This is a genomic window from Neiella holothuriorum (genome assembly GCF_019457915.1).
Taxonomy (GTDB): domain Bacteria; phylum Pseudomonadota; class Gammaproteobacteria; order Enterobacterales; family Neiellaceae; genus Neiella; species Neiella holothuriorum.
The window spans coordinates 101723-127711 of the sequence record NZ_JAHZSS010000001.1 but is presented as its reverse complement, the minus strand read 5'-3'; the positions used below and the strand labels follow the sequence as shown (position 1 = coordinate 127711).

Below are 25989 nucleotides of genomic sequence, written 5' to 3'. Positions count from 1 at the left end.
ATTTGATGCTCGAATCTGAACAAACGCCGCGACAGACTCTCTATCGCGGCCGTTTTGCACCCTCGCCTTCAGGTCCTCTTCACTTTGGTTCCTTAATTGCTGCCGTCGGCAGTTATCTAGATGCTCGTGCCCATAACGGCCAATGGCTGGTGCGCATTGAAGATATTGATCCCCCACGCGAAGTAGCGGGTGCCGATAGCGAGATTTTGCGTGCACTGGAAGCCTTTGGTCTCTATTGGGACGAATCGGTTCGTTACCAAAGCAGCCACCTAAATGAATTTCAAGCGGTCATCGACACATTGCTGGCCGAGCAGCGCGCCTATTTTTGCAATTGTCCGCGCAAACGCATCAAAGCCATTGGCGGGTTATACGATGGCCATTGCCGCGATCGTCTACTGGACGGTGAGCATTGTGCCGTGCGCTATAGAAACGATGTATCAATCCGTGGCTTCAACGATTTGCGGCTGGGTTGGCAAGATGCCGCCGAGGCACAGGACTTTGTCATCAAACGGCGCGATGGTTTGATGGCCTATCAATTAGCGGTGGTACTTGATGATATTGATCAGCAACTGAACCACATTGTTCGGGGCGTTGATTTGCTCGATACCACGGTGAGTCAGTTGGCGCTCTACAGCGAATTCAACCAGTCGCCGCCATCTTATTTACACTTGCCCCTCGCGCTTGATGGCAATGGCAATAAACTGAGCAAACAAAACCATGCGCCAGCAGTTAACTGGCAACAACCTCAAGTTGAACTTTGGCAAGCTCTACAATGTTTGAACCTCAATCCGCCCACCGAACTCAAACATCAACCCGTGGCACAGCAGCTAGAGTGGTCAACCAACAACTGGCAACGACACAAGCTGGGACAAAGCAACCACATCAAATCAGTGTGTTAGATGTCGTACTGAGCAACAAATAAGTGTTTTTCAGGCTTTTCGTTCTATTTTTCCAACAGTTTGCTAAAATTGCGCTTCTTTTAATTTCGGACTAGTCAACATTCATGGTATTTAACCGCGTTATTAATCTGTTTCGGCGCTCTTCAACCAGCTCAGATGAGGCCAGCGAAGGTCTTCACGCCACGGTGATCCCTCGTGCTGAACACAATATCTCGCGCAAAGATATCTCGCCTAATGCCATCAAGGTGATGTATCGCCTCAACAAATCTGGCTTTCAAGCCTATTTGGTAGGCGGTGGCGTTCGCGACTTGTTGCTCGGCCTGTCACCGAAAGACTTTGATATTGTGACTGACGCCAAGCCCGAAGAAGTTAAAAAACTATTCCATAATTGCCGCTTGATTGGCCGCCGTTTCCGGTTGGCCCACATCATGTTTGGCCGCGAGATCATTGAAGTGGCCACCATGCGTGGTCACCACGATGAAGAAAAAGGCGGCCATATCTCCAAGCGGGATTCCAGTGGCATGATCGTCCGCGACAACGTTTACGGCAGTATTGAAGAAGACGCCGAGCGTCGCGACTTCAGTATTAATGCGTTGTATTACAACATTGCCGACTACAGCATTCTCGATTTTGCCAACGGCGCCAATGCTATTGCCAATCGCCGTATTGAAATGATTGGGGATCCGGTTGCACGCTACCGAGAAGATCCCGTTCGTATGTTGCGAGCCGTCAGGTTTGCTACCAAGCTGGACATGACCATAGAGCCAGCAACCGCTGATCCCATTCATGAGATTGCCGATGCGCTGGGTGGAATTCCAGCTGCCCGCTTATTTGATGAAATGTGCAAACTGCTATTAGCAGGAAAAGCCGAACAAAACTTCAAAATGCTACGTGAGTTTGGCTTGTTTGATGCGCTGTTCCCTGAACTGGGCGAGTACCTCGCCAATGACGCATCAGAGCAAGATTTAGCCTTTATTCAAGCGGCGCTCAACAACACCGACCAACGGGTAAACAGCGATCAGAGCGTTACCCCCGCATTTATTTACGCCGCACTGCTTTGGCCATTAGTTGAATCCAAAGCGCGTGAGCTTGAAGCTGAATCTGAACTCAGCCAGCAAGACGCATTTCAAATTGCCGCCAGCGAAACTCTCGATCGTCAGCAGCAGCGTACCGCAGTGCCGAAGCGCTTTAGTTTAATGTCGCGCGATATTTGGACATTGCAGCTGCGGATGCCAAAACGACAGGGTAAGCGCGCTGAACGCTTGGCGACGCACCCTAAAATTCGTGCTGGTTTCGACTTTTTGCTACTTCGTGGACAAGTGTATGGCGGCGAATTACAGCAGCTTGCCAGTTGGTGGCAACAATTTTTGGAGTCATCAGGCATTCAGCGTGGCGCCTTAATTCGCGAGACGTCTTCCGATACCCCGAAGCGCAGTAGTCGCCGTCGTCGTCCGCGTCGTAAACCACAACCGAAAGCGGCTCCACCATCTTCTGAATCTTAAAAAAGAGGCGCAGCTATCATGACGCTTAGCGCAACAGCGCCAACGACCACTTGTTACGTCGGTCTTGGCGCCAATCTAAACAACCCAGTTGTACAACTGGTGAAAGCCATCAATACCCTCAAAACGTTGCCGCAAACTCAATTTATTGCGGCATCGCCCATGTATTGCAGCAAACCACTTGGGCCTGCGGATCAGCCCGACTATATCAATGCAGTCGTCAAGCTCGAGACATCTCTGGCTCCCGAAGCCTTGTTGGATGCACTGCAGGCCATTGAGCTCGAACAGGGGCGCGAACGCAAGGAAGAACGTTGGGGGCCACGGATTATTGATCTCGATATCCTGTTGTATGGCAACCAAACTATCCACACCGAGCGGCTAACAATTCCCCACTACCATATGGGCGAGAGGGAATTTGTCCTTTATCCTTTATTCGATCTTGATTCAGACGTCGCCATGCCAGACGGCACGGCCATTCGCGATCTACTGGCCAATTGCCCGCGAAATGGGTTACAGCGCTTTGATTAACGCATAGACGCCCGCCATACATGACGTCCGGCTTTATCGCATCGAGCGTTAATGCCAGCAAAACAAATTAGGTTTTAACAATGAAAAAAGTCTCCGTTGCCAGCCTTCTGAAGAAAAAACAGGACGGCCAAAAATTTGCGACACTCACGGCTTATGACGCCTCGTTTGCCAAGTTATTTGACGAATCCGGTATCGATCTCATCCTGATCGGCGATTCGCTAGGCATGGTGCTGCAAGGGGAATCCAGCACATTACCCGTTACCGTTGAGCAAGTGGCCTACCACACCCGTTGCGTTGCGTCGTCCACCGAGCGCGCCATGGTTGTTGCCGATATGCCATTCATGTCATACGCCACGCCCGAGCAAACCTATGAAAACGCTGCAACGTTGATGCGAGCGGGTGCTCAAATGGTCAAAATGGAAGGTGGCGAATGGCTGTGCGAAACCATTGCCGGTCTGGTAGAACGCGGCGTGCCTGTCTGTGGCCATCTTGGCTTGACGCCTCAATCAGTCAACGTGTTTGGAGGCTTTAAGATCCAAGGCCGCGGTGATGCCGCAGCGCGCCAATTAATCAATTCCGCCATGGAATTAGAAAAAGCCGGTATTCAGTTGTTGGTGCTTGAATGCATTCCAGCCCCGCTCGCAAAGCGAGTCGCCCGCAGCTTAACCATTCCCGTTATTGGGATTGGAGCCGGTAATGAGACTGACGGTCAAATTTTGGTGATGCAAGACATGCTGGGGATTACCGCCGGCTATGTACCGAGCTTTTCGAAAAACTATTTAGATGTGACCGGCAATATTCGTGAAGCCGTTAAGCTATATATAGCTGAAGTTGAACAAGGACTATTTCCAGCGCCAGAGCAGAGCTTTGACGAATGATCATCTCCGAACAAATCAGCGTTATTCGCGAAACCGTTAGTGACTGGAAGCGACAGGGCTTAACGGTTGGTTTTGTGCCAACCATGGGCAATTTGCATCAGGGCCACCTGACGTTGATTCGCGAAGCAAAAACGCGGGCAGATAAAGTCGTTGCCAGCATTTTTGTCAATCCAATGCAGTTCAATAATGCCGCTGACTTGGATAATTACCCTCGCACGCTCGACGATGATTGCCGCGCATTGGCTAATGAGGCAACCGATCTCGTGTTTTGCCCTACGCCAGAAATCATGTACCCGAAAGGACTGGCACAACAAACGCAAGTGAGCGTGCCGGGCGTTGCCGATATTCTGGAAGGCGCCATGCGTCCCGGTCATTTCACCGGTGTTGCTACGGTGGTTTCCATGTTGTTCAACATCGTTCAGCCCGATGTCGCCTGTTTTGGTGAGAAAGATTTTCAGCAATTAGCGGTAATTCGCACCATGACGCAGGACTTGTGCCTGCCTATCGAAATTATTGGTGTACCGACCGTTCGAGAACAAGATGGCTTAGCCATGAGTTCTCGCAATGGTTATCTGACCGAAGCAGAGCGTCAACTCGCCCCCAAATTGGCGCATGTCATGGGTGATATTCTTAAGCAACTGGCTGCGGGCGAAAATAATTTTACTCAGATGATCGAGAGCGCCTCTAACCGTCTGAATGAACACGGGTTTAAAACAGATAGTATTGATATATGCGACGCCGCGACACTTAACCCCGTTTCTAAAGAAACCAAGCAAGCTGTTGTTTTAATGGCGGCATTTTTAGGTCAGGCCAGACTAATTGATAACGGCGTGGTAGATTTGCAGGGATAGGCGAATTGTTATATATTTCGCCGTCCGTGGTATATCACGGTCATGTTAAACACAGATATTAGTAGTGAGAAGCTCAATGCAAGCGATCATGTTAAAAGGCAAACTTCATCAAGCACGCGTGACTCACGCGGAGCTAGAGTATGAGGGATCTTGCGCCATTGATCAGGATATGTTGGATGCGGCTGGCATTCTCGAGTACGAACAGATCCAGATTTATAACATCGAAAATGGGAAACGCTTCACTACCTATGCGATTTCCGGTGAACGCGGCTCTCGCATTATTTCGGTAAACGGCGCAGCTGCGCACCAGGCAAGCATTGGCGATCGCGTGATTATTTGCGCATACGTCAGCATGAGTAACGCCGAAGCGTCTGCTCACAAGCCATCTTTAGTCTATTTGGATCAGGACAATCAGATTGTTCGAACCAGCAAAGACATTCCGGTACAAGTTGCTTAACAGCTTACGTCGGTTAAAAAAAGCCACCCATGTATGGGTGGCTTTTTTTATGGGCGGATGTCGAACTTAACTATCAATTTTATTGATATCAAAAATCAGTGGTAGCGCGATTCGGTGCTACATTTTTCGCCGATTACGTTTCGCCAAGCGAATGGCTTCGCGTTTGATACAGTCTCGGAGTGGGTTTTCAGTTCGATCATTGCGCCAAATGAAGGATAGTGGTCGCTCAATCGAAAGATCAGGGACCTTCAACACCACCAAGTCGCCCCGTTCAACGAACTTCACCACATCAAGATACGGCAAACAGCTTAGGTATTGGCTATCGGCCACTAACTGACGTAATACCGGTACCTGCTCATACTCACGCCACACATCAAGATCTTCGATTAAGCCGAGTAATGCGCTATCAAAAATTTCCCGCGTACCCGCACCATGCTCACGCAGTACCCACCTAGCTTGCTCCAGTTGCGCTAGGCTCACCGACTCTTTGTTAGCAAATGGATGATGGGCAGAAGCAACAATAACCAAATGATCATGACACCAAATCTGCTGCTCAACCCGGCTGTCATCACACCGCCCTTCAATAATGCCTAAATCAAATTGATAGTTACGAACACCATCCAATACACCTTCGGAGTTATCGACTTCAAAGCGAATTCTCAACTCTGGAAACGAGCTATCAATATGACTGATAAGTTCTGGCACTAAGTGTTCTGCTGCCGTTTGACTCGCAGCCAACGATAATTCACCGCTAATAATGTGTTGGTCGTAAAAGCCCAATTCAATCTGTTGGGCATCAAATAGTAGTTGTTTGGCTTTCGGCCTCAACCACATTCCCCAATGGGTAAGCACCATACGGCGGCCTTGACGCTCGAACAAAGGCCTACCCAGCATCTTTTCCAACTGTGCCAACGCCATACTGGTGGCTGATTGCGTTAGGGCTAATTTATCAGCCGCTAAGCTGACACTTTCGAGGCTCGCCACAGCGTCGAACACCGCTAATTGTTTGAGGGAATATCGCATAACTTACCGAACAGAAAAACGCCAAATGATGACTTTCAATGTACCAAAAAAACGCATCAACAAATTTGATTTAAACAGTAAAAATAATCAATTTTACTTAAATGATGATCGCCACGTATTCTCAGCTCAACACATTCACAGCGACTGAGGACTTATGATTTTCATACTCACCAAAACTCGCTCCACGCCACTTCAGCTAGTTATTAAGGAGCATTATCGTGGACGCTAAACTCTACGCTCCGGCGGAGCATCACTCGCATCAACAAATGATGCAGCGAGCGGAACTCTACGCCGTCGCAAAAAATAAAAAATCGACACCGGTCACACTTGGCCTTGCGGTCATGGCTGGCATGTTCATTGGTTTAGCCTTCGTGTTTTACATCACCGTGACCACTGGCAATGCCGAAGCAAGCTGGGGGGTGAGTCGGCTACTTGGCGGCTTAGCATTCAGCTTGGGCTTGGTACTGGTCGTCATCTGTGGTGCAGAGCTTTTTACCAGCTCCGTGCTGTCGAGTATTGCTCGTGCCAATCGACAAATATCGACCGCCACGATGCTCAAAGGCTGGTTTAAGGTTTACCTCGGCAACCTACTCGGCGCGTTACTGTTGCTCGCGCTGGTCATGGGCGCTGGCCTTTACCTGCTAGACAATGGCCAATGGGGCTTAAACGCCTTACACATTGCTCAGCACAAGTTGCACCACACACCGCTGCAAGCTTTTTCGCTAGGAGTCTTGTGCAACATCTTAGTGTGCCTTGCCGTATGGATGACGTTCAGTTCAACACAGGCGTTAACCAAAGCTTTCATGGTGATTTTACCGGTGGCTTTGTTTGTCAGCACAGGGTTTGAACACTGCGTTGCCAATATGTTCATGGTACCACTTGGCATGGCCATCAAAACCTTTGCTCCAGCGGAGTTCTGGGCGGCTACCGGCGCATTGCCAGGCCAGTTTAGCGATCTCAATCTAAGCAACTTTTTACTGGCGAATTTACTGCCAGTCACCCTTGGCAACATCGTAGGTGGCTCAGTACTTATCGGCTTGAGTTACTGGCGCATTCACCGTACTCCACAACCACAATCAGCTCGCGCATTTAAACGTACTAATTCAGTTCCACAACTAACAAATTTTAAAGAGGAAACAAACATGAACCCACTCGTCATCACACTCGACCAAATTATGGACCCTACTCCTGTTACGTTGACATCAGACAACACCATTCAATTTGCCATCGATCAGCTCATCCACAATCAATTAAGTGGCGCTCCTGTGGTGAATGAAGTTGGTGATTTGTTGGGCTACTTGTCCATTCAGGATATTCTTGTAGAGCTCTGGTGCAGCGATTACGAGCCAAACTTACCGCAATCGGTGGGCGACCTGATGAATCAGAGTGTGCAAACCGTTGACCCAACACAAACAGTGATGGAACTTGCGGAGCATATTAGTGTTGATAAAGACCAGTTGTACCCAGTCAGCAGCAGCGGTATTGCCCTGAGCATGTCAACGCTTCCATTGGAGCAACGGGCTAAACAAGCAACGCCAAACCGACCACATCACTATCCTGTGGTTCAACAAGGCAAACTCCTTGGCATGGTTGGCCGCGAAGACATTTTGCAAGTCTTGCGTCCTTTATACGGCGAGCAATTAAACCAAGTTCCAAAGGCGGAGCCTTCGATGGTCGCTTAATGCTCTCCTGCTTCTACAAAGCCAGTCATTTGACTGGCTTTGTGCTATTTGGCCCTTCGGTGTTACGTTTAGTTGACACCCGTTCAAGCTATAGAACCCTCCCGACTTGCTCTTAATTGTTAAGCATCAACATTAGCAAATAGTCACTATGCTATTTGTTACGCGTTTTTTTCTACCCTCATGTCAGGAACCTCATCATGGCCGTCTTTGAAATCCAGCACCCCTTGGTGCAGCACAAACTTGGTCTCATGCGTAAAGCTGGGATCAGCACCAAAAACTTTCGAGAGCTTTGCAGCGAAATTGGCGCTTTACTCACCTATGAAGCAACCCGCAGCTTAGAAACAGAAACTATTTCCATTGACGGTTGGCAAGGTAATGCCATCTCGGTAGAAAACATTAAGGGAAAGAAAATCACGTTAGTGCCGATTTTACGCGCCGGCTTGGGGATGCTCGATGGCGTTCAAACACTTCTGCCAAACGCCAAAATTAGTGTCGTGGGCTTGTACCGGAATGAAGAAACATTAGAGCCGGTCGCCTACTTTGACAAAGTCGTACGAGATGTTGACGAGCGCACCGCACTGATTGTTGATCCTATGCTCGCTACCGGCGGCACCCTGATTGCCACAATCGACTTACTAAAAGCCAAAGGTTGCACCCAAATCATGGGCTTGTTTTTAGTGGCAGCACCTGAAGGTATCGCTAAGCTCGAAGCGGCTCATCCTGATGTCGATATCTATGTGGCATCTGTTGACGAAAGCTTGAATGAAAAAGGCTACATCATTCCTGGCTTGGGCGATGCTGGCGACAAAATATTTGGCACCCGTTAATAATAAAAAACTAATAAAAACAGGACATAACTAACTTATGCAGACTTTCTCCGTTCGCACTGCTTTAATTGGCGCGCAAATGCTGTTTGTAGCATTTGGTGCACTGGTTCTGGTGCCCATTCTAACTGGCTTAGATCCGAATGTTGCGTTGTTCACTGCCGGTATCGGTACCTTGTTGTTTCAGGTGATCACCAAAGGCTCAGTGCCAATCTTTCTGGCCTCATCATTTGCATTTATTCCAGCCATTTCACACGGCGTTGCCACTTGGGGTATTGCCGCTACGATGTCGGGCCTGATGGCTGCTGGCGTATTTTACATGCTGTTAAGTGGCTTGGTCGCACTGCGTGGCAACAACATCATTCATCGCATTTTGCCACCCATCGTCGTTGGTCCGGTCATCATGGTAATTGGTTTGAACCTAGCGCCGGTCGCAGTTCATATGGCTCTGGGTCAAACCGGCGATGGTGCTGCCGAGCTATTTCCAATGGACAAAGCTTTGATGGTTTCTATGCCAGCTTTGATCGTGACCATATTGGTGTCCATTTTAGGTAAGGGCTTGATGCGTTTGGTGCCCATTTTATCGGGCCTCATCGTCGGTTATGTCATTGCGATGATATTAGGCATGGTTAGTTTTGATGGCCTTGCTGCCGCGCCTTGGGTGGCCATTCCAAACTTCACCGCACCTGAGTTTCATTGGGAAGCCATTCTGTTTATTGTGCCCATCGCCATTGCTCCAGCGGTAGAGCACATTGGTGACATGGTGGCAATTTCCAACGTCGCCGGTAAAGACTTCCTGAAAAAGCCTGGCCTCAAACGCACCTTGCTGGGAGATGGTGTGGCAACATCAGCAGCTGCACTGTTCGGCGGTCCGCCAAATACCACTTATTCAGAAGTTACCGGCGCTGTAGCGCTGACCCGAGCATTCAATCCGGTGATCATGATCTGGGCAGCGGTATTTGCCATATTGCTCTCGTTCTGCGGTAAGAGCGGTGCCTTGTTGAGCTCAATTCCAACACCCGTAATGGGCGGCATCATGACCTTGCTGTTTGGCGCAATTGCGGCCATTGGCCTCAATACGTTGGTCAAAGCAGGTGATGACATCAGTCTGCCACGCAACATGACAATTGTGTCATTGACCTTAGTATTCGGCTTAGGCGGCATGTTCTTTGAGTTTGGTAGCTTTACCTTGCGCGGTATTGCCTTGGCCGCCATGACCGCGATCGTGTTGAACTTGATTTTGCCGCAGCATAAGCCGGCAGACGAGTAAACGATTCGACTAAAAACGGCGCTTCAAGCGCCGTTTTTTTGTTTAGTTGACCGACTCTCCAGCCTGATACCAAAGCTCAGGCCTATCTAGCGGCGTTGCAGCAGGTAACAATGGGTTGGGAATTTTGATCAATTTACGGCTGGCGATATCAGCTAGCTTCAACCCTTCAGAAAAACGCTCGTAGAACATTTTCTTCAAGGTGCCATCGGCCACCATAATCTCAAGCCCTTGCTCAATACGAGCAGCTAATGCTGGCTCTTTCGGGGAGATAAATATGTAGGTTGGCGACGGCACATAGAGCGCGATCGTTGGCTCCACCACAATATCTAAATCCCGACCGTATCGTGCTTGTTCATTAAAAATTTCATTCACGCCTCGAGGAACATAATCGAAGCGTTTGCCATCGAGCATGGGGAACAAGCTGGAGTACTTAGACGACAATTCAATGTCAAAGCCACCCGCATCTAATATTTCGGTGGTAGTCCAGCCTAGCTGCAGGCCAACCACAGTATTTTTAAGCTGATGAAGGTTTTCAATATGTTGGAATTTATTGACATTGTCACGATGGATCATCAATAGCCGATAATTGATGATGCCACGGCGAATTGGAATGCGAATCGGCAATGTCAGCCGTTCCCAGTCGTCATTAGTGAGCGCAATATAGGTATTGATGTCGCTCCCTTCAATCACCATTTCACGCGCACGGTAGGTGCTAAATTTGCTGGCAAAAACGGCTTCTTCGATTGCATATGGTCCGTGAGTCGCTTCGGTCTTTTGCAAAGCGGTTTCAATGACAGCTCGCTTGTAAGCACCGCGCGGATCATTTTTCAATTCACTGGAAGGCCACTTAACGGTATCAACCGCAAAGCTCAGGGTTGGCATCACAACCAAAATACTGAGCAGTGTCTTCATTAAATTCTTCATCTGCCAATTCCTTTTATAACGAACCGCATGTACTAGCGGCCAATGCAAAAACATCCCTATGATGTATGTGGAATTAATAGCTTAAGAATGCTGAAAATCCAACGTATATGACCAATTTAATTAACATTGGCATTACAAATATGACGAGTTAAATTTGGTGCAAAGCCTATTCCGACGGTCGCTATCGGCTAGCAATGCCATTCTGGTATGACCAACTGAGAATTATTTAAGTTTGAAATATCAACGGGTTCCCGCACTGAACAGTACCTTGGGAAGAAAGGTGGAGTTGACTATAAGCTGGGTCTAACAGTTCACTTCTTCTCAACTGTGATTAGAAACGGCACAGCCAAGTTTGCTGACGAAGCCTGTGAGCTTACCTTTTATCAATTAGAAGCTTCGATAAATAAAGTTAAGTTTGCCCAGTCATCACGCGACTATTCACTGCGATCATCTCTCAGTAAGGCTTTAAAATCACTTGCTGACATCGGCTTGCCAAATAGCCAGCCTTGTCCGAGTTGTACGCCCAACTCAATTAAAATATCCCGTTGAGCTTCGTGCTCGATTCCTTCAGCAACAACATCAAGCTCATACTTGCGCGAGATATCAATAATATTCGGCAGTAAACTGGACACGATGGCATCGTTTTCCAGCCCTCTTATGAAACTCTGATCAATTTTTAGGATGTCATAATTCAGCGCTTGAATACTTAATAAATTGGAATAGCCAGAACCAAAGTCATCCATGGCAATTCGTATTCCATTTTTTTGGGCTTGCTCGGTATAACGCTTTGACTCGCTAATATCTAGCGGCTGATCTTCGGTAATTTCAACCACTAGATTAAGATGATGACTTTTAGCTGAAACCTCATCTACAAATGCCCAGAATTGATCGTTGATGAAGTCCTGTGGAAACACATTAAAGTTGAGCTTTAACTGTTTTGATGTGGACTCTGCTACCTGGTTAATCTCACTTATCGCCTGCTCAACAATCAACCGAGTAAACGGCAATGTTTGTTTGATGGCAGATATTTCAGGGATGAAATGGTAAGGAGACAAATGGCCAAAATCGTCTCTGAAACGCGCTAAAACTTCACAACCAACTATCTTGCCAGTTTTTAATTCAATAATGGGTTGGTACTGACAATAAAACCCTTGGTTTTCCAAGCCGTAAAGTAATCGATGACCAATATCCCTCCGGCTCTGATAGCGCCGTTTCAACAGCCTATAGACTAAATAAGCGGCGAGGCTTGCAATGCCCGAGATAGCGCCAATCCAATCAATGAACACACCAAGAAACTGCCTTGGAGAATAAGTAAGTATTGAACAATAGGCAGAATTTGAACTACAGGATTTGACGAGAAGAGCATAGTCAGGCCACCACGAGGCATGTTCATCATAGTAACGATGCTCCAATGGCATACCAATTAGGTGCTGATTTACAGTTTCTGCATCAAAGTAGAGTTCAAAATCGACATTCAGCAATAAGAACGCCGCAGACACTTTTGATGGGTAAATGAAGCGATAATCGCCATGATTGACCTCTAACCCAACGATGTCTTCTGGTCGCGCGGATAGGCTGTTGATTGTTAAATCGAAATGCTCGATATGATGCAAGGTTCTTTGGGTGTCAAACGGCGCATAGGTACCCACCTCACAGGCTACATTGCCAGCGCTATAGTTGATTGCCTGTATGAACGCTTGCTGGTTTAGAAATTTCAACATCGCCTTGCGATGTATTTCAGAACAGGGAGCAGCCGAAACGCCCTGTAGATTTTTAGCTAGCGCTCTACCTTCATAGTGAACTGCTTCAATTCGCTCAATCAGCTCTTCTGCATCTTCGGTCAACTCATTGGCTATATCCCAAATAACAATCGCACTAATGAGCAGCCATACACAGATAAACGTGCCACCAATCAATCGAAAAAACGATGCGAGTTCTTTTTTGGTATAGGTTATTTCTTTCGATGTCATAGCTTTGGCCAAGCAAATAGTGCTCACGCTCAGTTCACTGACAAAACTAAGCATGAATGAAAAATGACTGTTAACGTTCTAACAGGGTCTTAAAAAGGTGTATAGGAGTATGGAGTGATAACCGGATCTACGCTCTAAAACTTAATTCGATGTGTCTAAAGCCTGCACATCGTTCAGCTTACTAGCGGCAATCATAGATAACATACGATAGAAGGTGGAGTCGGCCATAAGCCGGGTTCTGTCGTGGACAATCATTCGTCTAGGCCAGCAATTGCTCACTGGCTCAAGCAGCCTACCCGCCCCCAAACGCGGGCAGCGTCCGTAGGGGCCTATTTGGCCTTGCTCCGGGTGGAGTTTACCGTGCCATGACTGTTACCAGCCACGCGGTGCGCTCTTACCGCACCCTTTCACCCTTACCTGTACTCTTGCGAGCCATCGGCGGTTTGCTCTCTGTTGCACTTGTCGTGGGCTTACGCCCCCCAGGCGTTACCTGGCACCCTGCCCTGTGGAGCCCGGACTTTCCTCCCCTTTGCTAATGCAAAGCAGCGATTGTCAGGCCGACTCCGGCGCGCAGTGTACACAGATCCAGCAGTAAACCCAAGTACAACCCGAAATGCCGTGGTATTAGTCGGCCATCATGGCTTTATAGATCGCGTTCTTCTTGCCATTAAAGGTTTCAGCGGCAATGCCCGCCGCTTGTTTGGGCGGCATCAGCGGTTGTAATTTCATTGCCAACGCTAGCGCTTGTTCAAAGTCGGCATCCTGATCTTTCGGTGCGCCATCCACCATAATCACCATTTCGCCTTGTTGACGCTCTGGCTCAGCCTTGAACCAAGTAATGACGTCTTGCGCTGTTCCTTCAATAAACGTTTCAAAGCGCTTGGTTATTTCTTTCGCGACCACGACTTTACGAGCACTGCCTAAAACCTCCCCGACGCTTGCTAACGTGTCGAGTACTCGGCGGGGCGACTCATAAAACACCATGGTACGTGTTTCACTTGCCAATGCTTGCAGTCGCTCGGTGCGGCCCACCGTTTTAGCGGGTAGAAAGCCTTCGAAACAAAATCGGTCAGTCGCCAAACCTGCGGCAGATAAAGCGGTAATAGCCGCACAAGGGCCCGGTAGTGGCACAACCTTATAGCCTGCAGCACGCACGGCGGTGACGAGCGGGTAGCCCGGATCCGAAATCAGTGGCGTACCGGCATCGGAAATTAATGCCAGCGACTGATCGTTTGCCAAGTAACCAATTAACTGCTCCGAGCGCTGATTTTCATTGTGGGCATGCAATGAAATGGCTTTGGTTTGAATCCCAAAGTGGTTCAAAAGTTTACGGCTATGGCGAGTATCTTCGGCCGCAATTAAGTCGACCTCGGCTAACACCTCAAGCGCTCTTGCGCTAATATCTCCGAGGTTACCGATAGGGGTGGGTACTACGTATAGGATGCCGCTCATGGATTTGGTTTTGTTTGTTCAGGATCAGCGGTTAATATACATCACTACATCGCTCTCGCCTCACATTTAAGGAGATCTTGTGCGTAAATCACTTGGGCGCGAAAAAAGCTTGGTTTGCCGCTGGCTAACAACCTTGCTGCTCATTGTTGGTCTAGTTAGCTGTGCTAGTAACGATCAACCAACTCAAGCAGAGTTGAATAACATTGCATCTCCGCAACAGTGGCTCGATTTGGCGCAGCGCGCAAAAGAGCCCCAGCGAAGCGAATACCGACTCAATGCGGCGCGACTCTATTTACGCACCGGTCGACTCGACTTAACCGCTCAAACGTTGGCCGCCACCAACCCTCAAGCGCTGGCCAGTCAACAACAAAAAAGTTTACTCGAAGCCCAGCTTTATATCGCCCAAGGCAATATGGCAGCCGCAGAAGCGAGCTTCAATCGTGCTATTGAGCAACCTTTGGCCAGCAACAGTTTGTATAACGAGCGCTATGCTGTCGAAGCCGCCATTCGCCAATACTACGATGATTACTGGCATGCGGCACAAGCTGTGGCGAAACGCTACCCATACGCGGAGCCGGAATTACAAGGCACCTTACAGCAGCAGCTGTGGCAGTTACTTGAACAATCAGAGCAAACCTTCACCGTTACCATCAACGACGGCAACCGCGATTTAGCGTTTGACGGCTGGCTTGCTCTGTATCGCATTCTCAACACCAAAGGTGAACTGCATCAGGTACTCGCGCAATTACAACAATGGCAACAACAATACGCTGGCCACCCAGCAGTCGCGACACTCCCGACTAATCTTAATGCCGCCATGAACAGCAGTGCTGCAAAGCCTGATCACGTAGCGATCATTCTACCGTTAAGTGGTAAATACCGCGCCCAAGGCCACGCATTACGAAATGGCATGTTACAAGCCGTGCTCAATGACGTTGAAAGCCCAACTCAGCTGCACTTCTACGACAGTGGCCGCAATACCATTGCCGCACTCTATGAACAAATTAAAGCCGAAGGCCATGACATCATTGTTGGCCCTTTATTGAAGCAAAATGTTCGTACCTTGTTAGAGTTAGCGGATGATCACGTACAAGTCTTGGCACTGAACCAGATTGATGATGACCAAGCGTCCAGTCATGTCAGCCACTTTGCTTTATCGCCAGAAATGGAAGGGCGCAATGCCGCTGACTTTTTTGTCACTCAAGGCGTTAAGCATCCACTTGTTTTGCAAGCCTCAGGTGGCAGTTACCAGCGTATTGGTCGCGCCTTTGAAATGGCATGGCGTGATCATCATGACGAAGACCAAGCCATTGCGCTGCTGCCAATTCAAGATTCCAAAACCATGCAGAAGCAAGTGCAGCAAATTCTGGGGATCACAGATTCAAAAGCCCGAGCCACACAACTGGGTCAGGCGCTGGCCCTGAAAATTGAATCTGAGCCGCGCAGCCGTGCCGATATTGATGCGGTATATGTTGTCGGTAGTTCTCAACAGGCTCGCTTGTTGAAGTCCTTTGTGGACGTTACCGTCAGCCCATTTGCTGATCCAATCGGCGTGTATGCAGGGCCTCGTTCTCACAATGGTACCCATAGCGAATTTGAAGGCATATACGTCGCCGATATTCCACTATTGACCGATGGCAGCCTGACCGAACAGAAAGCCAAGCTGAAACAATTGGCGCCCGACTGGCAATATCAAGACATGCGGCTATTTGCGATGGGCTACGATGCCTTATCGCTGATCCCTCAGCTCGATGCATTACGCCAGCTTCCCGGCTTTACCGTCAAAGGGTTAACAGGCTCGTTGAGCGTGTCAGCAAGCGGTGAAGTGGGTGTCAAATTGCCATGGAGCCGTTACCGCAACCAAAGCCTTCAACCCGTGAGCAGCTAATTTGAAAGCCACGGGTGATCAATACGAACAATTGGCTATCAACCATTTGCAGCAACAGGGGCTCACCCTGCTTGAGCAGCATTTCCGCAAAGGGCGATGGGAAATTGATTTGATCATGAAGGAACAAGACACGCTGGTGTTTGTCGAAGTAAAATATCGCCGCCAACAAGGGTTTGGCGGTGCACAACATGCGTTAAGCCAATCTCAAATCAATCGGTTACGCAGTACGGCACAGTACTATTTGCAATCACACCACTTAAAAGAACACCAAACAGCTTGCCGATTTGATTTGGTAGCTGTTGATGGCCAGGGCTCTGAACAACAGATCACCTGGCTAAAAAATGCATTTTAGCTTGAGAGGACTTCATGTTAGACCGGATTAAAGCCAGCTTTACCGAAAGTATTCAAACCAAAATTGCGGCAGCCGAAGCGCTTCCAGAAGCCATTCAGCAGGCGGGCACACATATGAGTCAAGCCTTGCTAAACGGCAATAAAATTCTGACTTGCGGCAACGGCGGCTCAGCTGGTGACGCCCAACACTTTTCGTCCGAACTATTGAATCGCTTCGAAAAAGAGCGCCCCGGTTTGCCGGCAATGGCACTGACGACGGACAGCTCTACAGTCACTTCAATTGCCAATGACTACAGCTATGATGAGATTTTCTCTAAGCAAGTGCGCGCCTTGGGCCAGCCCGGCGATATTCTGCTAGCTATTTCGACCAGTGGTAATTCACGCAACGTCATTAAGGCGATGGAAGCTGCAGTGAGCCGCGACATGAAGATCATCGCTTTGACCGGTAAAGACGGCGGCGAAATGGCTGGCCTACTCAGCCAAAATGATACTGAAGTTCGGGTACCATCTGAGCGCACTGCACGCATTCAAGAAGTTCACTTGCTGGTGATCCACTGCTTGTGTGACTTAATTGATAACACCCTCTTCCCACACGTAGAGGACTAACCGATGGGGTTGTGGTTACGCCGTTCGGCAACCTTGCTAGCTGCTGTTGTGGCCTTGTCGACGCTACAAGGTTGCGCGGGTATCATCGTGGCCGGTGCCGCGGGTACCGCTTCGATGCTTCATGATCGCCGCTCAATGACCCAACAGGTTGAAGATACTCAATTAGAGTTCGATTTAGCATCAGCATTGTCGGAAAGTGATGCCATTCGTAATCAGGCTCGCGTTCGCGTGTTTGTGTTGAACGGCAAAGTGCTATTGGTGGGGCAAGCTCCCACCAGCCATTTGATGAGCGAAATCAAACGGATCAGCGCCAGCAAAGTAACGGGCAATAGCATTCATAACGAGCTGCAGCTCAAGGAGCCCATTTCGTTGACTACACGCTCATCCGATAGCTGGCTGTCAACGAAAGTACGTTCAACTCTGCTCGCCGATGAAGACACTGAATTTGCTCGCTTACGGATCATCATCGAGGATGGTCGTGTGTACCTGATGGGTTTGCTGACACACGCCGAAGCCGATGTTGCTACCGAAATTGTCCGCAAAATTGAAGGCGTAAAAGAAGTTATACGGGTCTTTGAGTTTGTATCGGAATAATTAAAGTCCTCACAAACACAAAAAAACCGAGCAAAATGCTCGGTTTTTTTATGCGGGACTGAAGCCAATTAAAGCGCTATTTAACGACTCGCAAGGTTGGTCGCGGCCCTGATGGTGGCGTTGGTTTGTCATCATCAGAAGCTACCGTGGTTTGCGCCTCAGACGGCTGACTGCCCTCATCGACATTATCCATCTGAGCCAACATGTCACGGTAACCAGGCTCGGCTTCAAATACCGTACCAGCACCGTTTTCACGCGCATAGATAGCCTTTACGGCCCACATCGGCACATAGAGAAGCTCAGGCTTGCCACCAAAGCGTGCCGAGCACGACACCACATCATTAGTCATCTGCAATTGAGTGACCGCAGCGGGTGCAATGTTCAATACGATCTGACCGTTTTGCACGAACTGACGTGGAACTTCAACGTCAGGCTGATCAGCATCGACCACCAAATGTGGTGTCAGATCGTTATCAACCAGCCATTCATAGAATGCTCGTAACAAATAAGGACGACTCGGGGTCATAACATCTCCGGCTTTCTTAGCGCAATTACAATGCGTGGATCTCGCGCTCAGTTTCCGTTAATGAGGCTTTAAATGAATCACGTTCAAATAAACGGTTCATGTAGGTTTTCAATTCTTTACTACCGCGACCACTCAACTCGATACCGAGTGTTGGCAAGCGCCACAACAGTGGGGCCAAGAAACAGTCTGTTAGGCTGAATTCTTCGCTCATGAAGTAAGGTGTTTCGGCAAAGATTGGGGCAACAGCCAGTAAGCCTTCACGCAATTCACGACGGGCATTTTCTGCATCATCATTGTTGAAGATCTTCTCAACCAAGCTATACCAGTCTTTTTCAATGCGGTGCATCATCAAACGACTACGGCCACGGGCGACTGGATAAACAGGCATCAGTGGTGGATGCGGGAAACGCTCATCCAAGTACTCAGTGATGATTTGCGCACGGTACAAAACCAAATCACGATCGACTAGGGTTGGCACGCTGCCGTATGGGTTAACTTCAGCCAGCTCTTCAGAAGGGTTGTCTGCATCAACGTAGGTGGCTTCAAACGTCACACCTTTTTCGGCCAAAACAATGCGAACCTGATGGCTATATAAGTCATCAATCGCCGAGAATAGTGTCATTACAGAACGTTTGTTAGCTGCAACAGCCATGCGTTCCTCCAATCAAATTTAACGAAAACCGAAAACAGCAAAGGGGCCGCTGGCCCCTTGCTAGCAATAAATTGTGCAATGAATTAATGTACGTCCCGCCAGAATTCTTTCTTCAAGAAGTAAGAAAGGATTAGCAATACGAACAAGAAACCAAGTACCCAATAACCTAAACGCTGACGTTCCAGCGCAATAGGTTCGGCCGAATAGGCCAGGAAGTTAGTCAGGTCGCGCACCGCTTGATCATATTCGTCGGTACTCATTTCACCTGAACCATCAACAACAATCTCACCGGTGAACACTGAGTGCATCTCGCCATCAACCAAGCGATCTTCCATTTGCTTGGTTGGTACGCCTTGCAACTCTTCCAGCACATGCGGCATCCCAACGCTCGGGAAGACCACATTGTTCACACCGAATGGACGAGTGTCATCAACATAGAAGCTGCGTAGGTAGGTGTAGATCCAATCCACACCACGAACTCGAGCAACTAAGGTTAAATCCGGCGGTGCAGCACCGAACCATTTGGCAGCTTGCTCATCGTCAACTGAATTCTCCATCAATTCACCAACTTTCGCACCGGTGAAGATCAGGTTTTCCTGCATTAAATCGACAGGAATGCCAATATCAGTCGCGACTCGCTCATAACGCTGGTATTGCGTGCTGTGACAACCAAAGCAATAGTTCATGAATAACTTGGCACCACGTTGTAGTGAGGCCTTATCAGTCAGGTCAATATTGGCTGCATCTAACGGCACTGCGCTACCACCGGCAGCTAATGCGGCAGAAGGTAACAGCAGTGACAAAATTAATAGTCCTAATTTCATTTGCTGATCCTCTCTGGTACCGGCTTACACTTCTCGTTTTTGCTGTAAAACCACAGCAGGGCAAAAAATGCGAAATAACCAAAGGTGGTGATCTGAGCCAGAATTGTGCGTCCTGGAGTTGCTGGAATCGCACCCAGAATACCCAAAATGACGAAGCAAATGACGAATTGAGTCAAGTTCAGCTTGTGCCAGATACTACGGTACTTCACTGACTTCACTTTACAGCGGTCGAGCCATGGCAACAGGAACAACACCACAATGGCTGCGCCCATGCCGACCACGCCCATTAGCTTATGGGGAATCGCCCGCAAAATGGCGTAGAACGAGGTGAAATACCATACCGGCGCAATGTGCTCTGGCGTTTTCAGTGGGTTCGCTGCTTCAAAGTTAGGCTTCTCAAGGAAGTAACCGCCCATCTCTGGCGCAAAGAAAATCACATAGCAGAACAAAATTAAGAACCCGGCCACGCCCATGATGTCTTTCACCGTGTAATACGGGTGGAAAGGAACAGCATCAACAATGTCATACTTGTCGTAACGAGCATGGTACTTAAACGGGCTTTTCTCGCCTTCTGGTACTGAACCTTTGGGCTTCTTAATATCAATGCCTTCTGGGTTATTTGAACCCACTTCATGCAGTGCCAAGATGTGCAGGAATACCAGCACAACTAATACCAACGGCAAAGCAATTACGTGAAGCGCAAAGAAGCGGTTCAGGGTCGCACCTGAGATTACGTAGTCGCCGCGGATCCAGAGCGTCAGATCATCGCCAATCCAAGGAATCGCACCAAACAGCGAGATAATCACCTGTGCACCCCAGAACGACATTTGACCCCAGGGCAATAGGTAGCCCATGAAGGCTTCAGCCATCAATACTACGAAAATCAGCATACCGAATAGCCACAGCAATTCGCGTGGTTTCTGGTAAGAGCCGTACATCATGCCGCGGAACATGTGGAGATATACCACCACAAAGAACGCCGACGCGCCTGTGGAGTGCATATAACGCAATAGCCAGCCGTAATCGACATCACGCATGATGTATTCGATAGAGGCAAACGCACCTTCACCTGAAGGCACATAATTCATGGTTAGCCAAATACCGGTGACCAGCTGGTTCACTAGCACCAGCATCGCAAGCGAGCCAAAGAAGTACCAAAAGTTAAAGTTCTTCGGCGCTGGGTATTGGATAACGTGCTTGTTCATCGCCTCCATAAATGGCAGGCGAGCTTCAATCCAGTCCATTAAACCTTTCATCACGCAGCTCCTTCTTCAACGCCAATGATAATGGTGTTGTCATCAACAAAGGTATACGGCGGGATCACTAGGTTCAGACCAGCAGGTACGTTTTGGAAAACGCGACCAGCCATATCAAACTTAGAGCCGTGGCACGGACAGAAGAAACCGGATTGAACGCCGGCAACTTGCTCGCTAAAGGTGTCTGGTAAATAAGTTGGTGAACAACCTAAGTGAGTACACAAACCGACCGCAACAAGAAGCTCTGGTTTCAGTGAACGATACTGATTCTTTGCAAATTCTGGTTGTTGAGGTTCGTCAGAAGCTGGATCTTTTAATTGTTGTTCGAAGGTACTTAGTTCATCCAAGGCCGCTTGACTACGGTTTACCACCCACACAGGCTTACCGCGCCATTCGACACGAATTAACTGGCCAGGTTCGATCTTACTAATGTCCACTTCCACCGGTGCACCAGCCGCTTTGGCTTTGGCACTCGGGTTCCAGGACTGGATGAAAGGCACGGCAGCGAAAACACAACCAGCACCTCCAACCACAGCCGTGGTCGCTGTCAAAAATCGACGGCGGCCAGAATCAACAGGTGCATTGCTCATGCAAGGATCTCCCGTCAGGACTCCGCAATTGAATTATTGTTATGGATGTTGAATCAGAGCTTGTCTGGAAAAGACTAGACCTAGATCAACACTAATGTATAAAACCGCGCCAATGATAAAAAATCGGCGCGCGAAACACAAACTGGTCTTGCCACAGAACGGCGCAAAATCGCGTTTTGAGCAAAAAAAAACCCAGCAAATGCCGGGTTTTTTCGAGCCAATTGCAACAAAACTTAACGTTTTGAGAATTGTGGCTTTTTACGAGCTTTGTGCAGACCCACTTTCTTACGTTCAACGCGACGTGCGTCACGAGTAACGTAACCAGCAGCACGCAGTGCAGGACGCAAAGTCTCATCGTACTCCATCAGAGCGCGAGTGATACCGTGACGAATTGCACCAGCTTGACCGCTGATACCACCACCAGCAACGGTGATGTGTAAGTCTAATTTTTCAGTCAGTTCAGTCAGCTCAAGAGGTTGACGAACAACCATGCGAGCCGTTTCACGACCAAAGTATTCTTCCAAAGTACGCTTATTTACTTTGATGTTGCCAGTACCTGGTTTGACGAAAACACGAGCTGTAGAGCTCTTACGACGACCAGTACCATAATATTGATTATCTGCCATTTGCCTGTTCCTCTAACCTTAGATGTCCAGCACTTGTGGTTGTTGAGCAGCATGTTGATGCTCAGAACCAGCGTACACTTTCAGCTTGCGGAACATTGCACGGCCCAAAGGACCTTTAGGCAACATACCTTTAACAGCTTTCTCGATTACCATTTCTGGTTTACGTGCAATCAGCTTTTCAAAGTTGATTTCACGAATACCACCAGGGAAACCAGTGTGTTTGTAGTACATCTTGTTCTCGGCTTTACGGCCGGTAACGGCTACTTTTTCACAGTTAATTACAACGATATAATCGCCGGTATCAACGTGTGGCGTGTATTCAGGCTTGTGCTTGCCGCGCAGACGCGAAGCAATCTCAGTGGCCAAACGACCCAGAGTTTTGCCTTCTGCATCCACGACGTACCAGTCGCGTTTGACAGATTCTGGCTTAGCAGTAAAAGTTGTCATTTATCTTAACCCAATAAAATCAGTTACATACCTAGCTTCCAAAGAAGCCCCGATGCGGTTTTTCGCCCCTTCGAGCGCATTGTCCGCAAGATGGTAAAAGTGGGAGCATGCAAATAAGGGCTGGCGGATTATACAGAAAGCAATTTCAGAGATCACGCGCTAATTACGATTATTTTTTATTCAGCTGAATCGTTCGCCAACGCGGCCATTTTGCTAACAGTTTTACCTGCATCACTGGGTTACGGTCGGTGCGGTAGCGCCAAATATTCTTCACTTTGCATTTCTTGCAGGCGTGATAAACAACGTTTGTATTCAAATTCTAATTGCCGCCCTTGGTACAGCGACTCTAACGCGGCTTCTGCAGACAGCAATAATTTTACCCGACGGTCATACAATTCATCGATCAGAGAAATAAAGCGACGAGCCGCATCATTGTGGCTGTCATCCATGGCGATAATATTGGTCAACAAAACGGTGTGGTAATAGGTGGCAACTTCAATGTAATCGAGCTGGCTACGCGCCGTTTGGCATAACGAAGAGAAATCAACCATCAACACATCATCGGCATGCCAACGAACCGTCACTGGCCGATTTAGGATCTCGATAACACCGCCTTCTTGGCCTGGCTCTGGCGCCAACTGATGAAATCGTGCCGTTAAAGCATCATCAGCAGCTTGATCATTGGGGATATAGCTACATGGCGCAGCGGTTAAAAGCCGCAGTCGGTAATCAATGCCAGCATCAACATTTACCACCTTACAGTGCTGCTCTAACAAGGCGATAGCCGGCAAGAACCGGCTTCGCTGCAGGCCGTTGCGGTACAGCTCATTGGGCACAATATTGGATGTCGCCACCAGCACAACATTGCGGTCAAACAAGCCTTTTAACAGCTCCGCCATGAGCATGGCATCGGTAATGTCCGACACAAAAAACTCATCTACACAAATGACGCGAGCACGATCGGCGAAGTTGGCAGCAACCAATTCCATCGGATTAGCATGGCCGGTGGCATCGCGCAATGCGCTGTGTACCTGCTGCATGAGGCGGTGAAAATGCAGTCTTAATTTATTTTCAAAGGGTAGCGCTTCAAAAAAAGTATCGACGAGGTAGGTCTTGCCGCGCCCAACTCCGCCCCAAAAATAAAGGCCGGAACTCGTAGGACCAACTTTTTTTCCTTGCAAGCGCTGCCAGAAGCCCGGCTTCGGACTAGGCTTGGTAAGCTGCTGAAACAAGGATTCAAGTTCATTCACGGCATTGGCCTGCGCCGTATCTTCGCTGAAATCTCGATGAGTTAGATCATATTGATACTGCTGCAAAGGTGAGCGGGCCACTGTTAAACATCCTCGTTGGTACAATCAACCGCATCTTATATCAAGACCGTGTGTGGTTGGTATACTCGACATTAGTTGTGATTTTCGCGATACACCTCCAGCTTTATCGTGAATGAGCTTGATTTGCTGATCTGTCGTACCCATTAATTGAGTTGTTGTTTTTTGAAGGAGAGTGGAATGAGTTGGGTCCCATTTGTATGTGTATTTGGTGGATTGTTTGCAGGTTTCTTTATTGGTCGCTTTTGGGCCTCTAAAGCCGCGCAAGCATCAACGCTTGATGTTGAATTACACAACACCAAAGCAGAATTCGAACGCTATAAGATAGAAGTATCTGAACATTTACAGTCAACATCTGAGCTTATGCACGCAGCACAAGAAAACTACGAGCAGCTCACTGCACAACTACTTAAGACGAAACAATTAGTGGTTGGCGAACCCGTTGAAGAGGCAGAAATGCCGCTCAAAGTACCTGTTGGTGAACTGCCTCCGCGCGATTACGCCAACACCAGTCATGGTCTATTGAAACAAAAAGAAACATCTGAATAAGAATTTTTGCTGAACTTAACCAGAATGTAACCGTCTATTGAATTAACGGAACAAAACAGAAGTAGAGGATTTCTCTGGATATGAAAATTCGCCATTTTTTCAATGTATTAGTTGTTGGCGTAACGCTAGCCCTTCCCATATCAGCAACGGCAGCACTGCCCTCTAGTGTCGAGGGTAAACCGCTGCCATCTCTAGCACCGATGTTGGAAAAAGTGACCCCAGCGGTGGTTAACATTTCAGTCGCAGGCACCCAAACCCAACGTCAACGTATACCTGAAATATTTCGTCACTTTGGTGCGCCGCGCGAATCAGTGCGCGAGCGCCCGTTCAAAGGTCTCGGCTCAGGCGTCATTATTGATGCCGAAAAAGGTTACGTGATCACCAATCATCACGTGATCAATAACGCCGATGAAATTACTGTCACACTGACCGATGGCCGCAGCTTTGATGCCGAAAAAATTGGCTCAGATGAAGGCACTGACGTCGCATTACTAAAAATTGAAGCTGAAGATTTGGTGGCCATTCAACTAGGCAATTCCGATCAACTCCGTGTGGGTGATTTTGCAGTTGCCATCGGCAACCCATTTGGCCTGGGCCAAACCGTTACCTCGGGCATTATTGGCGCACTAGCTCGCTCCAGCCTGAATATAGAAAACTACGAAAACTTCATTCAAACCGATGCTGCAATTAATAGCGGTAACTCGGGTGGTGCTTTGGTCAACTTAAATGGCCAATTGATTGGTATCAACACCGCAATTTATGGCCCAAATGGTGGCAACGTTGGTATTGGCTTTGCCATTCCAGTGAATATGGCCAACAACATTATCGGCCAATTACTCGAGCACGGTGAAGTTCATCGCGGCGTCCTCGGCATTACTGGCCGCGACCTCAATTCAGACGTGGCAAAAGCGCTCGATATTGATCTGCAAAAAGGCGCCTTTGTGAATCAGGTATTTCCTGACACGGCAGCAGCCGACGCAGGTATTGAAGCCGGCGATGTGATTGTAGAAATCAACGGCAACAAAGTGGCCTCGTTCGGTCAACTGCGTGCGCAAATTGGCACCATGGGCGCAGGCTCTGAAGTGAAGCTAGGCTTGTTGCGCGATGGGAAGAAAAAGGTTGTCACCGTCACCTTAGGTAGCGCCGAGCAACAGACCGCGAGTGCGCAAGATATCGATAAGCGACTACTCGGAGCGGCACTTGAAACCACTGAGGAATACAACGGCGGTATTCGCATCACCGAATTAGAGCAAGGCTCGCCAGCTGCGCGTCTGGGCTTAAAAAAGGATGATGTGATCATCGGCGTCAACAAACAGCGTTTGAACTCGCTGTCGGAACTTCAAGATTTATTAGAAGATTCGAGTGGAACTGTAGCACTGCACTTAATGCGAGACGGCGCTCAGATTTATCTCTTCATGAGATAAACTCAACAATCCAACACAGTTAGCGAATGGGCGGGGTAAACTCGCCCATTTTTTTTGAAGCTGTTATCCTG

At 48.5% G+C, this 25989-nt stretch carries 27 protein-coding genes and 1 other RNA gene; 15 read left to right on the top strand and 13 right to left on the bottom strand.

The genetic code is table 11. From position 1 onward, the window contains the following. The first annotated feature begins 5 nt into the window (after positions 1-5). The 6 genes from gluQRS (at position 6) to panD (ending at position 5112) form a co-directional block, all read left to right on the top strand. A complete protein-coding gene (gene gluQRS / locus K0504_RS00585; RefSeq protein WP_220102198.1) occupies positions 6-899 on the top strand; it encodes a tRNA glutamyl-Q(34) synthetase GluQRS in 894 nt (297 codons plus the stop codon). A 104-nt stretch (positions 900-1003) separates the two neighbouring features. Then, positions 1004-2401, top strand: coding sequence for a polynucleotide adenylyltransferase PcnB (pcnB, locus tag K0504_RS00580; RefSeq protein WP_225917884.1), 1398 nt, complete (start codon positions 1004-1006; stop codon positions 2399-2401). 18 nt (positions 2402-2419) lie between these two features. Next, positions 2420-2926 (top strand): 2-amino-4-hydroxy-6-hydroxymethyldihydropteridine diphosphokinase, encoded by a 507-nt coding sequence (gene folK / locus K0504_RS00575; RefSeq protein WP_220102197.1) that lies wholly within the window; start codon positions 2420-2422, stop codon positions 2924-2926. Between the two features lie 80 nt (positions 2927-3006). Next, positions 3007-3804 (top strand): 3-methyl-2-oxobutanoate hydroxymethyltransferase, encoded by a 798-nt coding sequence (gene panB, locus K0504_RS00570; protein ID WP_220102196.1) that lies wholly within the window; start codon positions 3007-3009, stop codon positions 3802-3804. Continuing rightward, entirely contained in the window at positions 3801-4655 is an 855-nt protein-coding gene (gene panC, locus K0504_RS00565) for a pantoate--beta-alanine ligase (RefSeq protein ID WP_220102195.1), read from the top strand. The genes panB and panC overlap by 4 nt, the downstream gene beginning before the upstream one ends. 76 nt (positions 4656-4731) lie before the next feature. Beyond that, positions 4732-5112 (top strand): aspartate 1-decarboxylase, encoded by a 381-nt coding sequence (gene panD / locus K0504_RS00560; protein ID WP_220102194.1) that lies wholly within the window; start codon positions 4732-4734, stop codon positions 5110-5112. Positions 5113-5229: 117 nt separating this feature from the next. Here panD and K0504_RS00555 read toward each other — a convergent pair whose 3' ends face one another. Then, on the bottom strand, positions 5230-6135 hold the full coding sequence (locus K0504_RS00555) for a LysR substrate-binding domain-containing protein (RefSeq protein ID WP_220102193.1): 906 nt from the start codon (positions 6133-6135) through the stop codon (positions 5230-5232). A 218-nt stretch (positions 6136-6353) separates the two neighbouring features. On the opposite strand from K0504_RS00555, the gene focA reads away from it, so the two are divergent. From focA to K0504_RS00540, 3 genes are all read left to right on the top strand, one after another. After that, positions 6354-7817 (top strand): formate transporter FocA, encoded by a 1464-nt coding sequence (gene focA, locus K0504_RS00550; RefSeq protein WP_220102192.1) that lies wholly within the window; start codon positions 6354-6356, stop codon positions 7815-7817. 197 nt (positions 7818-8014) lie between these two features. Continuing rightward, on the top strand, positions 8015-8644 hold the full coding sequence (upp, locus tag K0504_RS00545; RefSeq protein WP_220102191.1) for a uracil phosphoribosyltransferase: 630 nt from the start codon (positions 8015-8017) through the stop codon (positions 8642-8644). Between the two features lie 37 nt (positions 8645-8681). Next, entirely contained in the window at positions 8682-9911 is a 1230-nt protein-coding gene (locus K0504_RS00540) for a uracil-xanthine permease family protein (RefSeq protein WP_220102190.1), read from the top strand. Positions 9912-9953: 42 nt separating this feature from the next. On the opposite strand, the gene K0504_RS00535 is transcribed toward K0504_RS00540, so the two are convergent. From K0504_RS00535 to rsmI, 4 genes are all read right to left on the bottom strand, one after another. Then, positions 9954-10835 carry a type 2 periplasmic-binding domain-containing protein gene (locus tag K0504_RS00535; RefSeq protein WP_220102189.1) on the bottom strand — a complete coding sequence of 294 codons (882 nt, stop codon included), beginning with the start codon at positions 10833-10835 and terminating at the stop codon, positions 9954-9956. A gap of 434 nt (positions 10836-11269) precedes the next feature. Then, the gene (locus tag K0504_RS00530; RefSeq protein ID WP_220102188.1) at positions 11270-12805 is read right to left on the bottom strand and encodes an EAL domain-containing protein; all 1536 of its coding nucleotides are present in this window, start codon (positions 12803-12805) and stop codon (positions 11270-11272) included. Positions 12806-13017: 212 nt separating this feature from the next. Then, positions 13018-13370: RNase P RNA component class A (gene rnpB / locus K0504_RS00525), an RNA gene on the bottom strand. A gap of 59 nt (positions 13371-13429) precedes the next feature. Further along, positions 13430-14257, bottom strand: coding sequence for a 16S rRNA (cytidine(1402)-2'-O)-methyltransferase (rsmI, locus tag K0504_RS00520; RefSeq protein WP_220102187.1), 828 nt, complete (start codon positions 14255-14257; stop codon positions 13430-13432). Between the two features lie 79 nt (positions 14258-14336). On the opposite strand from rsmI, the gene K0504_RS00515 reads away from it, so the two are divergent. From K0504_RS00515 to K0504_RS00500, 4 genes are read left to right on the top strand one after another with little or no spacing between them, the layout of a single operon-like run. Next, positions 14337-16145, top strand: coding sequence for a penicillin-binding protein activator (locus K0504_RS00515; RefSeq protein ID WP_220102186.1), 1809 nt, complete (start codon positions 14337-14339; stop codon positions 16143-16145). Position 16146: 1 nt separating this feature from the next. Then, positions 16147-16497, top strand: coding sequence for a YraN family protein (locus tag K0504_RS00510; protein WP_220102185.1), 351 nt, complete (start codon positions 16147-16149; stop codon positions 16495-16497). A gap of 14 nt (positions 16498-16511) precedes the next feature. Further along, positions 16512-17102 carry a phosphoheptose isomerase gene (locus tag K0504_RS00505; RefSeq protein WP_220102184.1) on the top strand — a complete coding sequence of 197 codons (591 nt, stop codon included), beginning with the start codon at positions 16512-16514 and terminating at the stop codon, positions 17100-17102. A gap of 3 nt (positions 17103-17105) precedes the next feature. Beyond that, complete coding sequence (locus K0504_RS00500; protein ID WP_220102183.1) at positions 17106-17696, top strand: BON domain-containing protein; 591 nt, start codon at positions 17106-17108, stop codon at positions 17694-17696. Between the two features lie 76 nt (positions 17697-17772). Here K0504_RS00500 and K0504_RS00495 read toward each other — a convergent pair whose 3' ends face one another. The 8 genes from K0504_RS00495 to zapE all read right to left on the bottom strand — a co-directional run bounded on the left by K0504_RS00495 (position 17773) and on the right by zapE (position 23948). Continuing rightward, positions 17773-18222 carry a ClpXP protease specificity-enhancing factor gene (locus K0504_RS00495; RefSeq protein ID WP_220102182.1) on the bottom strand — a complete coding sequence of 150 codons (450 nt, stop codon included), beginning with the start codon at positions 18220-18222 and terminating at the stop codon, positions 17773-17775. A 25-nt stretch (positions 18223-18247) separates the two neighbouring features. Next, positions 18248-18874, bottom strand: coding sequence for a stringent starvation protein SspA (gene sspA / locus K0504_RS00490; RefSeq protein ID WP_220102181.1), 627 nt, complete (start codon positions 18872-18874; stop codon positions 18248-18250). Positions 18875-18957: 83 nt separating this feature from the next. Next, positions 18958-19698, bottom strand: coding sequence for a cytochrome c1 (locus K0504_RS00485; RefSeq protein ID WP_220102180.1), 741 nt, complete (start codon positions 19696-19698; stop codon positions 18958-18960). Next, complete coding sequence (locus tag K0504_RS00480) at positions 19695-20954, bottom strand: cytochrome b (protein ID WP_220102179.1); 1260 nt, start codon at positions 20952-20954, stop codon at positions 19695-19697. Before K0504_RS00480 ends, K0504_RS00485 begins: the two co-directional genes overlap by 4 nt. Further along, positions 20954-21544, bottom strand: a complete 591-nt coding sequence (petA, locus tag K0504_RS00475; RefSeq protein ID WP_220102178.1) for a ubiquinol-cytochrome c reductase iron-sulfur subunit — start codon at positions 21542-21544, stop codon at positions 20954-20956. Before petA ends, K0504_RS00480 begins: the two co-directional genes overlap by 1 nt. A 233-nt stretch (positions 21545-21777) precedes the next feature. Next, the gene (gene rpsI, locus K0504_RS00470) at positions 21778-22170 is read right to left on the bottom strand and encodes a 30S ribosomal protein S9 (RefSeq protein ID WP_220102177.1); all 393 of its coding nucleotides are present in this window, start codon (positions 22168-22170) and stop codon (positions 21778-21780) included. Between the two features lie 18 nt (positions 22171-22188). Then, positions 22189-22617: a 50S ribosomal protein L13 gene (gene rplM / locus K0504_RS00465; RefSeq protein ID WP_220102176.1), complete on the bottom strand. Its 429-nt coding sequence runs from the start codon at positions 22615-22617 to the stop codon at positions 22189-22191. Positions 22618-22856: 239 nt separating this feature from the next. Then, entirely contained in the window at positions 22857-23948 is a 1092-nt protein-coding gene (zapE, locus tag K0504_RS00460) for a cell division protein ZapE (RefSeq protein ID WP_318837903.1), read from the bottom strand. 177 nt (positions 23949-24125) lie between these two features. Here zapE and K0504_RS00455 point away from each other — a divergent pair, with 177 nt between their 5' ends. After that, complete coding sequence (locus tag K0504_RS00455) at positions 24126-24494, top strand: YhcB family protein (RefSeq protein ID WP_220102175.1); 369 nt, start codon at positions 24126-24128, stop codon at positions 24492-24494. An 80-nt stretch (positions 24495-24574) separates the two neighbouring features. Continuing rightward, complete coding sequence (locus K0504_RS00450) at positions 24575-25918, top strand: DegQ family serine endoprotease (RefSeq protein WP_220102174.1); 1344 nt, start codon at positions 24575-24577, stop codon at positions 25916-25918. Positions 25919-25989 lie beyond the last annotated feature (71 nt).

What these genes read in the sequence shown, in the direction of transcription:
- gluQRS (WP_220102198.1), top strand. Translation starts at nt 6, where the DNA reads ATGCTCGAATCTGAACAAACGCCGCGACAGACTCTCTATCGCGGCCGT.
- pcnB (WP_225917884.1), top strand. Translation starts at nt 1,004, where the DNA reads ATGGTATTTAACCGCGTTATTAATCTGTTTCGGCGCTCTTCAACCAGC.
- folK (WP_220102197.1), top strand. Translation starts at nt 2,420, where the DNA reads ATGACGCTTAGCGCAACAGCGCCAACGACCACTTGTTACGTCGGTCTT.
- panB (WP_220102196.1), top strand. Translation starts at nt 3,007, where the DNA reads ATGAAAAAAGTCTCCGTTGCCAGCCTTCTGAAGAAAAAACAGGACGGC.
- panC (WP_220102195.1), top strand. Translation starts at nt 3,801, where the DNA reads ATGATCATCTCCGAACAAATCAGCGTTATTCGCGAAACCGTTAGTGAC.
- panD (WP_220102194.1), top strand. Translation starts at nt 4,732, where the DNA reads ATGCAAGCGATCATGTTAAAAGGCAAACTTCATCAAGCACGCGTGACT.
- K0504_RS00555 (WP_220102193.1), bottom strand. Translation starts at nt 6,135, where the DNA reads ATGCGATATTCCCTCAAACAATTAGCGGTGTTCGACGCTGTGGCGAGC.
- upp (WP_220102191.1), top strand. Translation starts at nt 8,015, where the DNA reads ATGGCCGTCTTTGAAATCCAGCACCCCTTGGTGCAGCACAAACTTGGT.
- K0504_RS00540 (WP_220102190.1), top strand. Translation starts at nt 8,682, where the DNA reads ATGCAGACTTTCTCCGTTCGCACTGCTTTAATTGGCGCGCAAATGCTG.
- K0504_RS00535 (WP_220102189.1), bottom strand. Translation starts at nt 10,835, where the DNA reads ATGAAGAATTTAATGAAGACACTGCTCAGTATTTTGGTTGTGATGCCA.
- K0504_RS00530 (WP_220102188.1), bottom strand. Translation starts at nt 12,805, where the DNA reads ATGACATCGAAAGAAATAACCTATACCAAAAAAGAACTCGCATCGTTT.
- rsmI (WP_220102187.1), bottom strand. Translation starts at nt 14,257, where the DNA reads ATGAGCGGCATCCTATACGTAGTACCCACCCCTATCGGTAACCTCGGA.
- K0504_RS00505 (WP_220102184.1), top strand. Translation starts at nt 16,512, where the DNA reads ATGTTAGACCGGATTAAAGCCAGCTTTACCGAAAGTATTCAAACCAAA.
- K0504_RS00500 (WP_220102183.1), top strand. Translation starts at nt 17,106, where the DNA reads ATGGGGTTGTGGTTACGCCGTTCGGCAACCTTGCTAGCTGCTGTTGTG.
- K0504_RS00495 (WP_220102182.1), bottom strand. Translation starts at nt 18,222, where the DNA reads ATGACCCCGAGTCGTCCTTATTTGTTACGAGCATTCTATGAATGGCTG.
- sspA (WP_220102181.1), bottom strand. Translation starts at nt 18,874, where the DNA reads ATGGCTGTTGCAGCTAACAAACGTTCTGTAATGACACTATTCTCGGCG.
- K0504_RS00485 (WP_220102180.1), bottom strand. Translation starts at nt 19,698, where the DNA reads ATGAAATTAGGACTATTAATTTTGTCACTGCTGTTACCTTCTGCCGCA.
- K0504_RS00480 (WP_220102179.1), bottom strand. Translation starts at nt 20,954, where the DNA reads ATGAAAGGTTTAATGGACTGGATTGAAGCTCGCCTGCCATTTATGGAG.
- petA (WP_220102178.1), bottom strand. Translation starts at nt 21,544, where the DNA reads ATGAGCAATGCACCTGTTGATTCTGGCCGCCGTCGATTTTTGACAGCG.
- rpsI (WP_220102177.1), bottom strand. Translation starts at nt 22,170, where the DNA reads ATGGCAGATAATCAATATTATGGTACTGGTCGTCGTAAGAGCTCTACA.
- rplM (WP_220102176.1), bottom strand. Translation starts at nt 22,617, where the DNA reads ATGACAACTTTTACTGCTAAGCCAGAATCTGTCAAACGCGACTGGTAC.
- K0504_RS00455 (WP_220102175.1), top strand. Translation starts at nt 24,126, where the DNA reads ATGAGTTGGGTCCCATTTGTATGTGTATTTGGTGGATTGTTTGCAGGT.
- K0504_RS00450 (WP_220102174.1), top strand. Translation starts at nt 24,575, where the DNA reads ATGAAAATTCGCCATTTTTTCAATGTATTAGTTGTTGGCGTAACGCTA.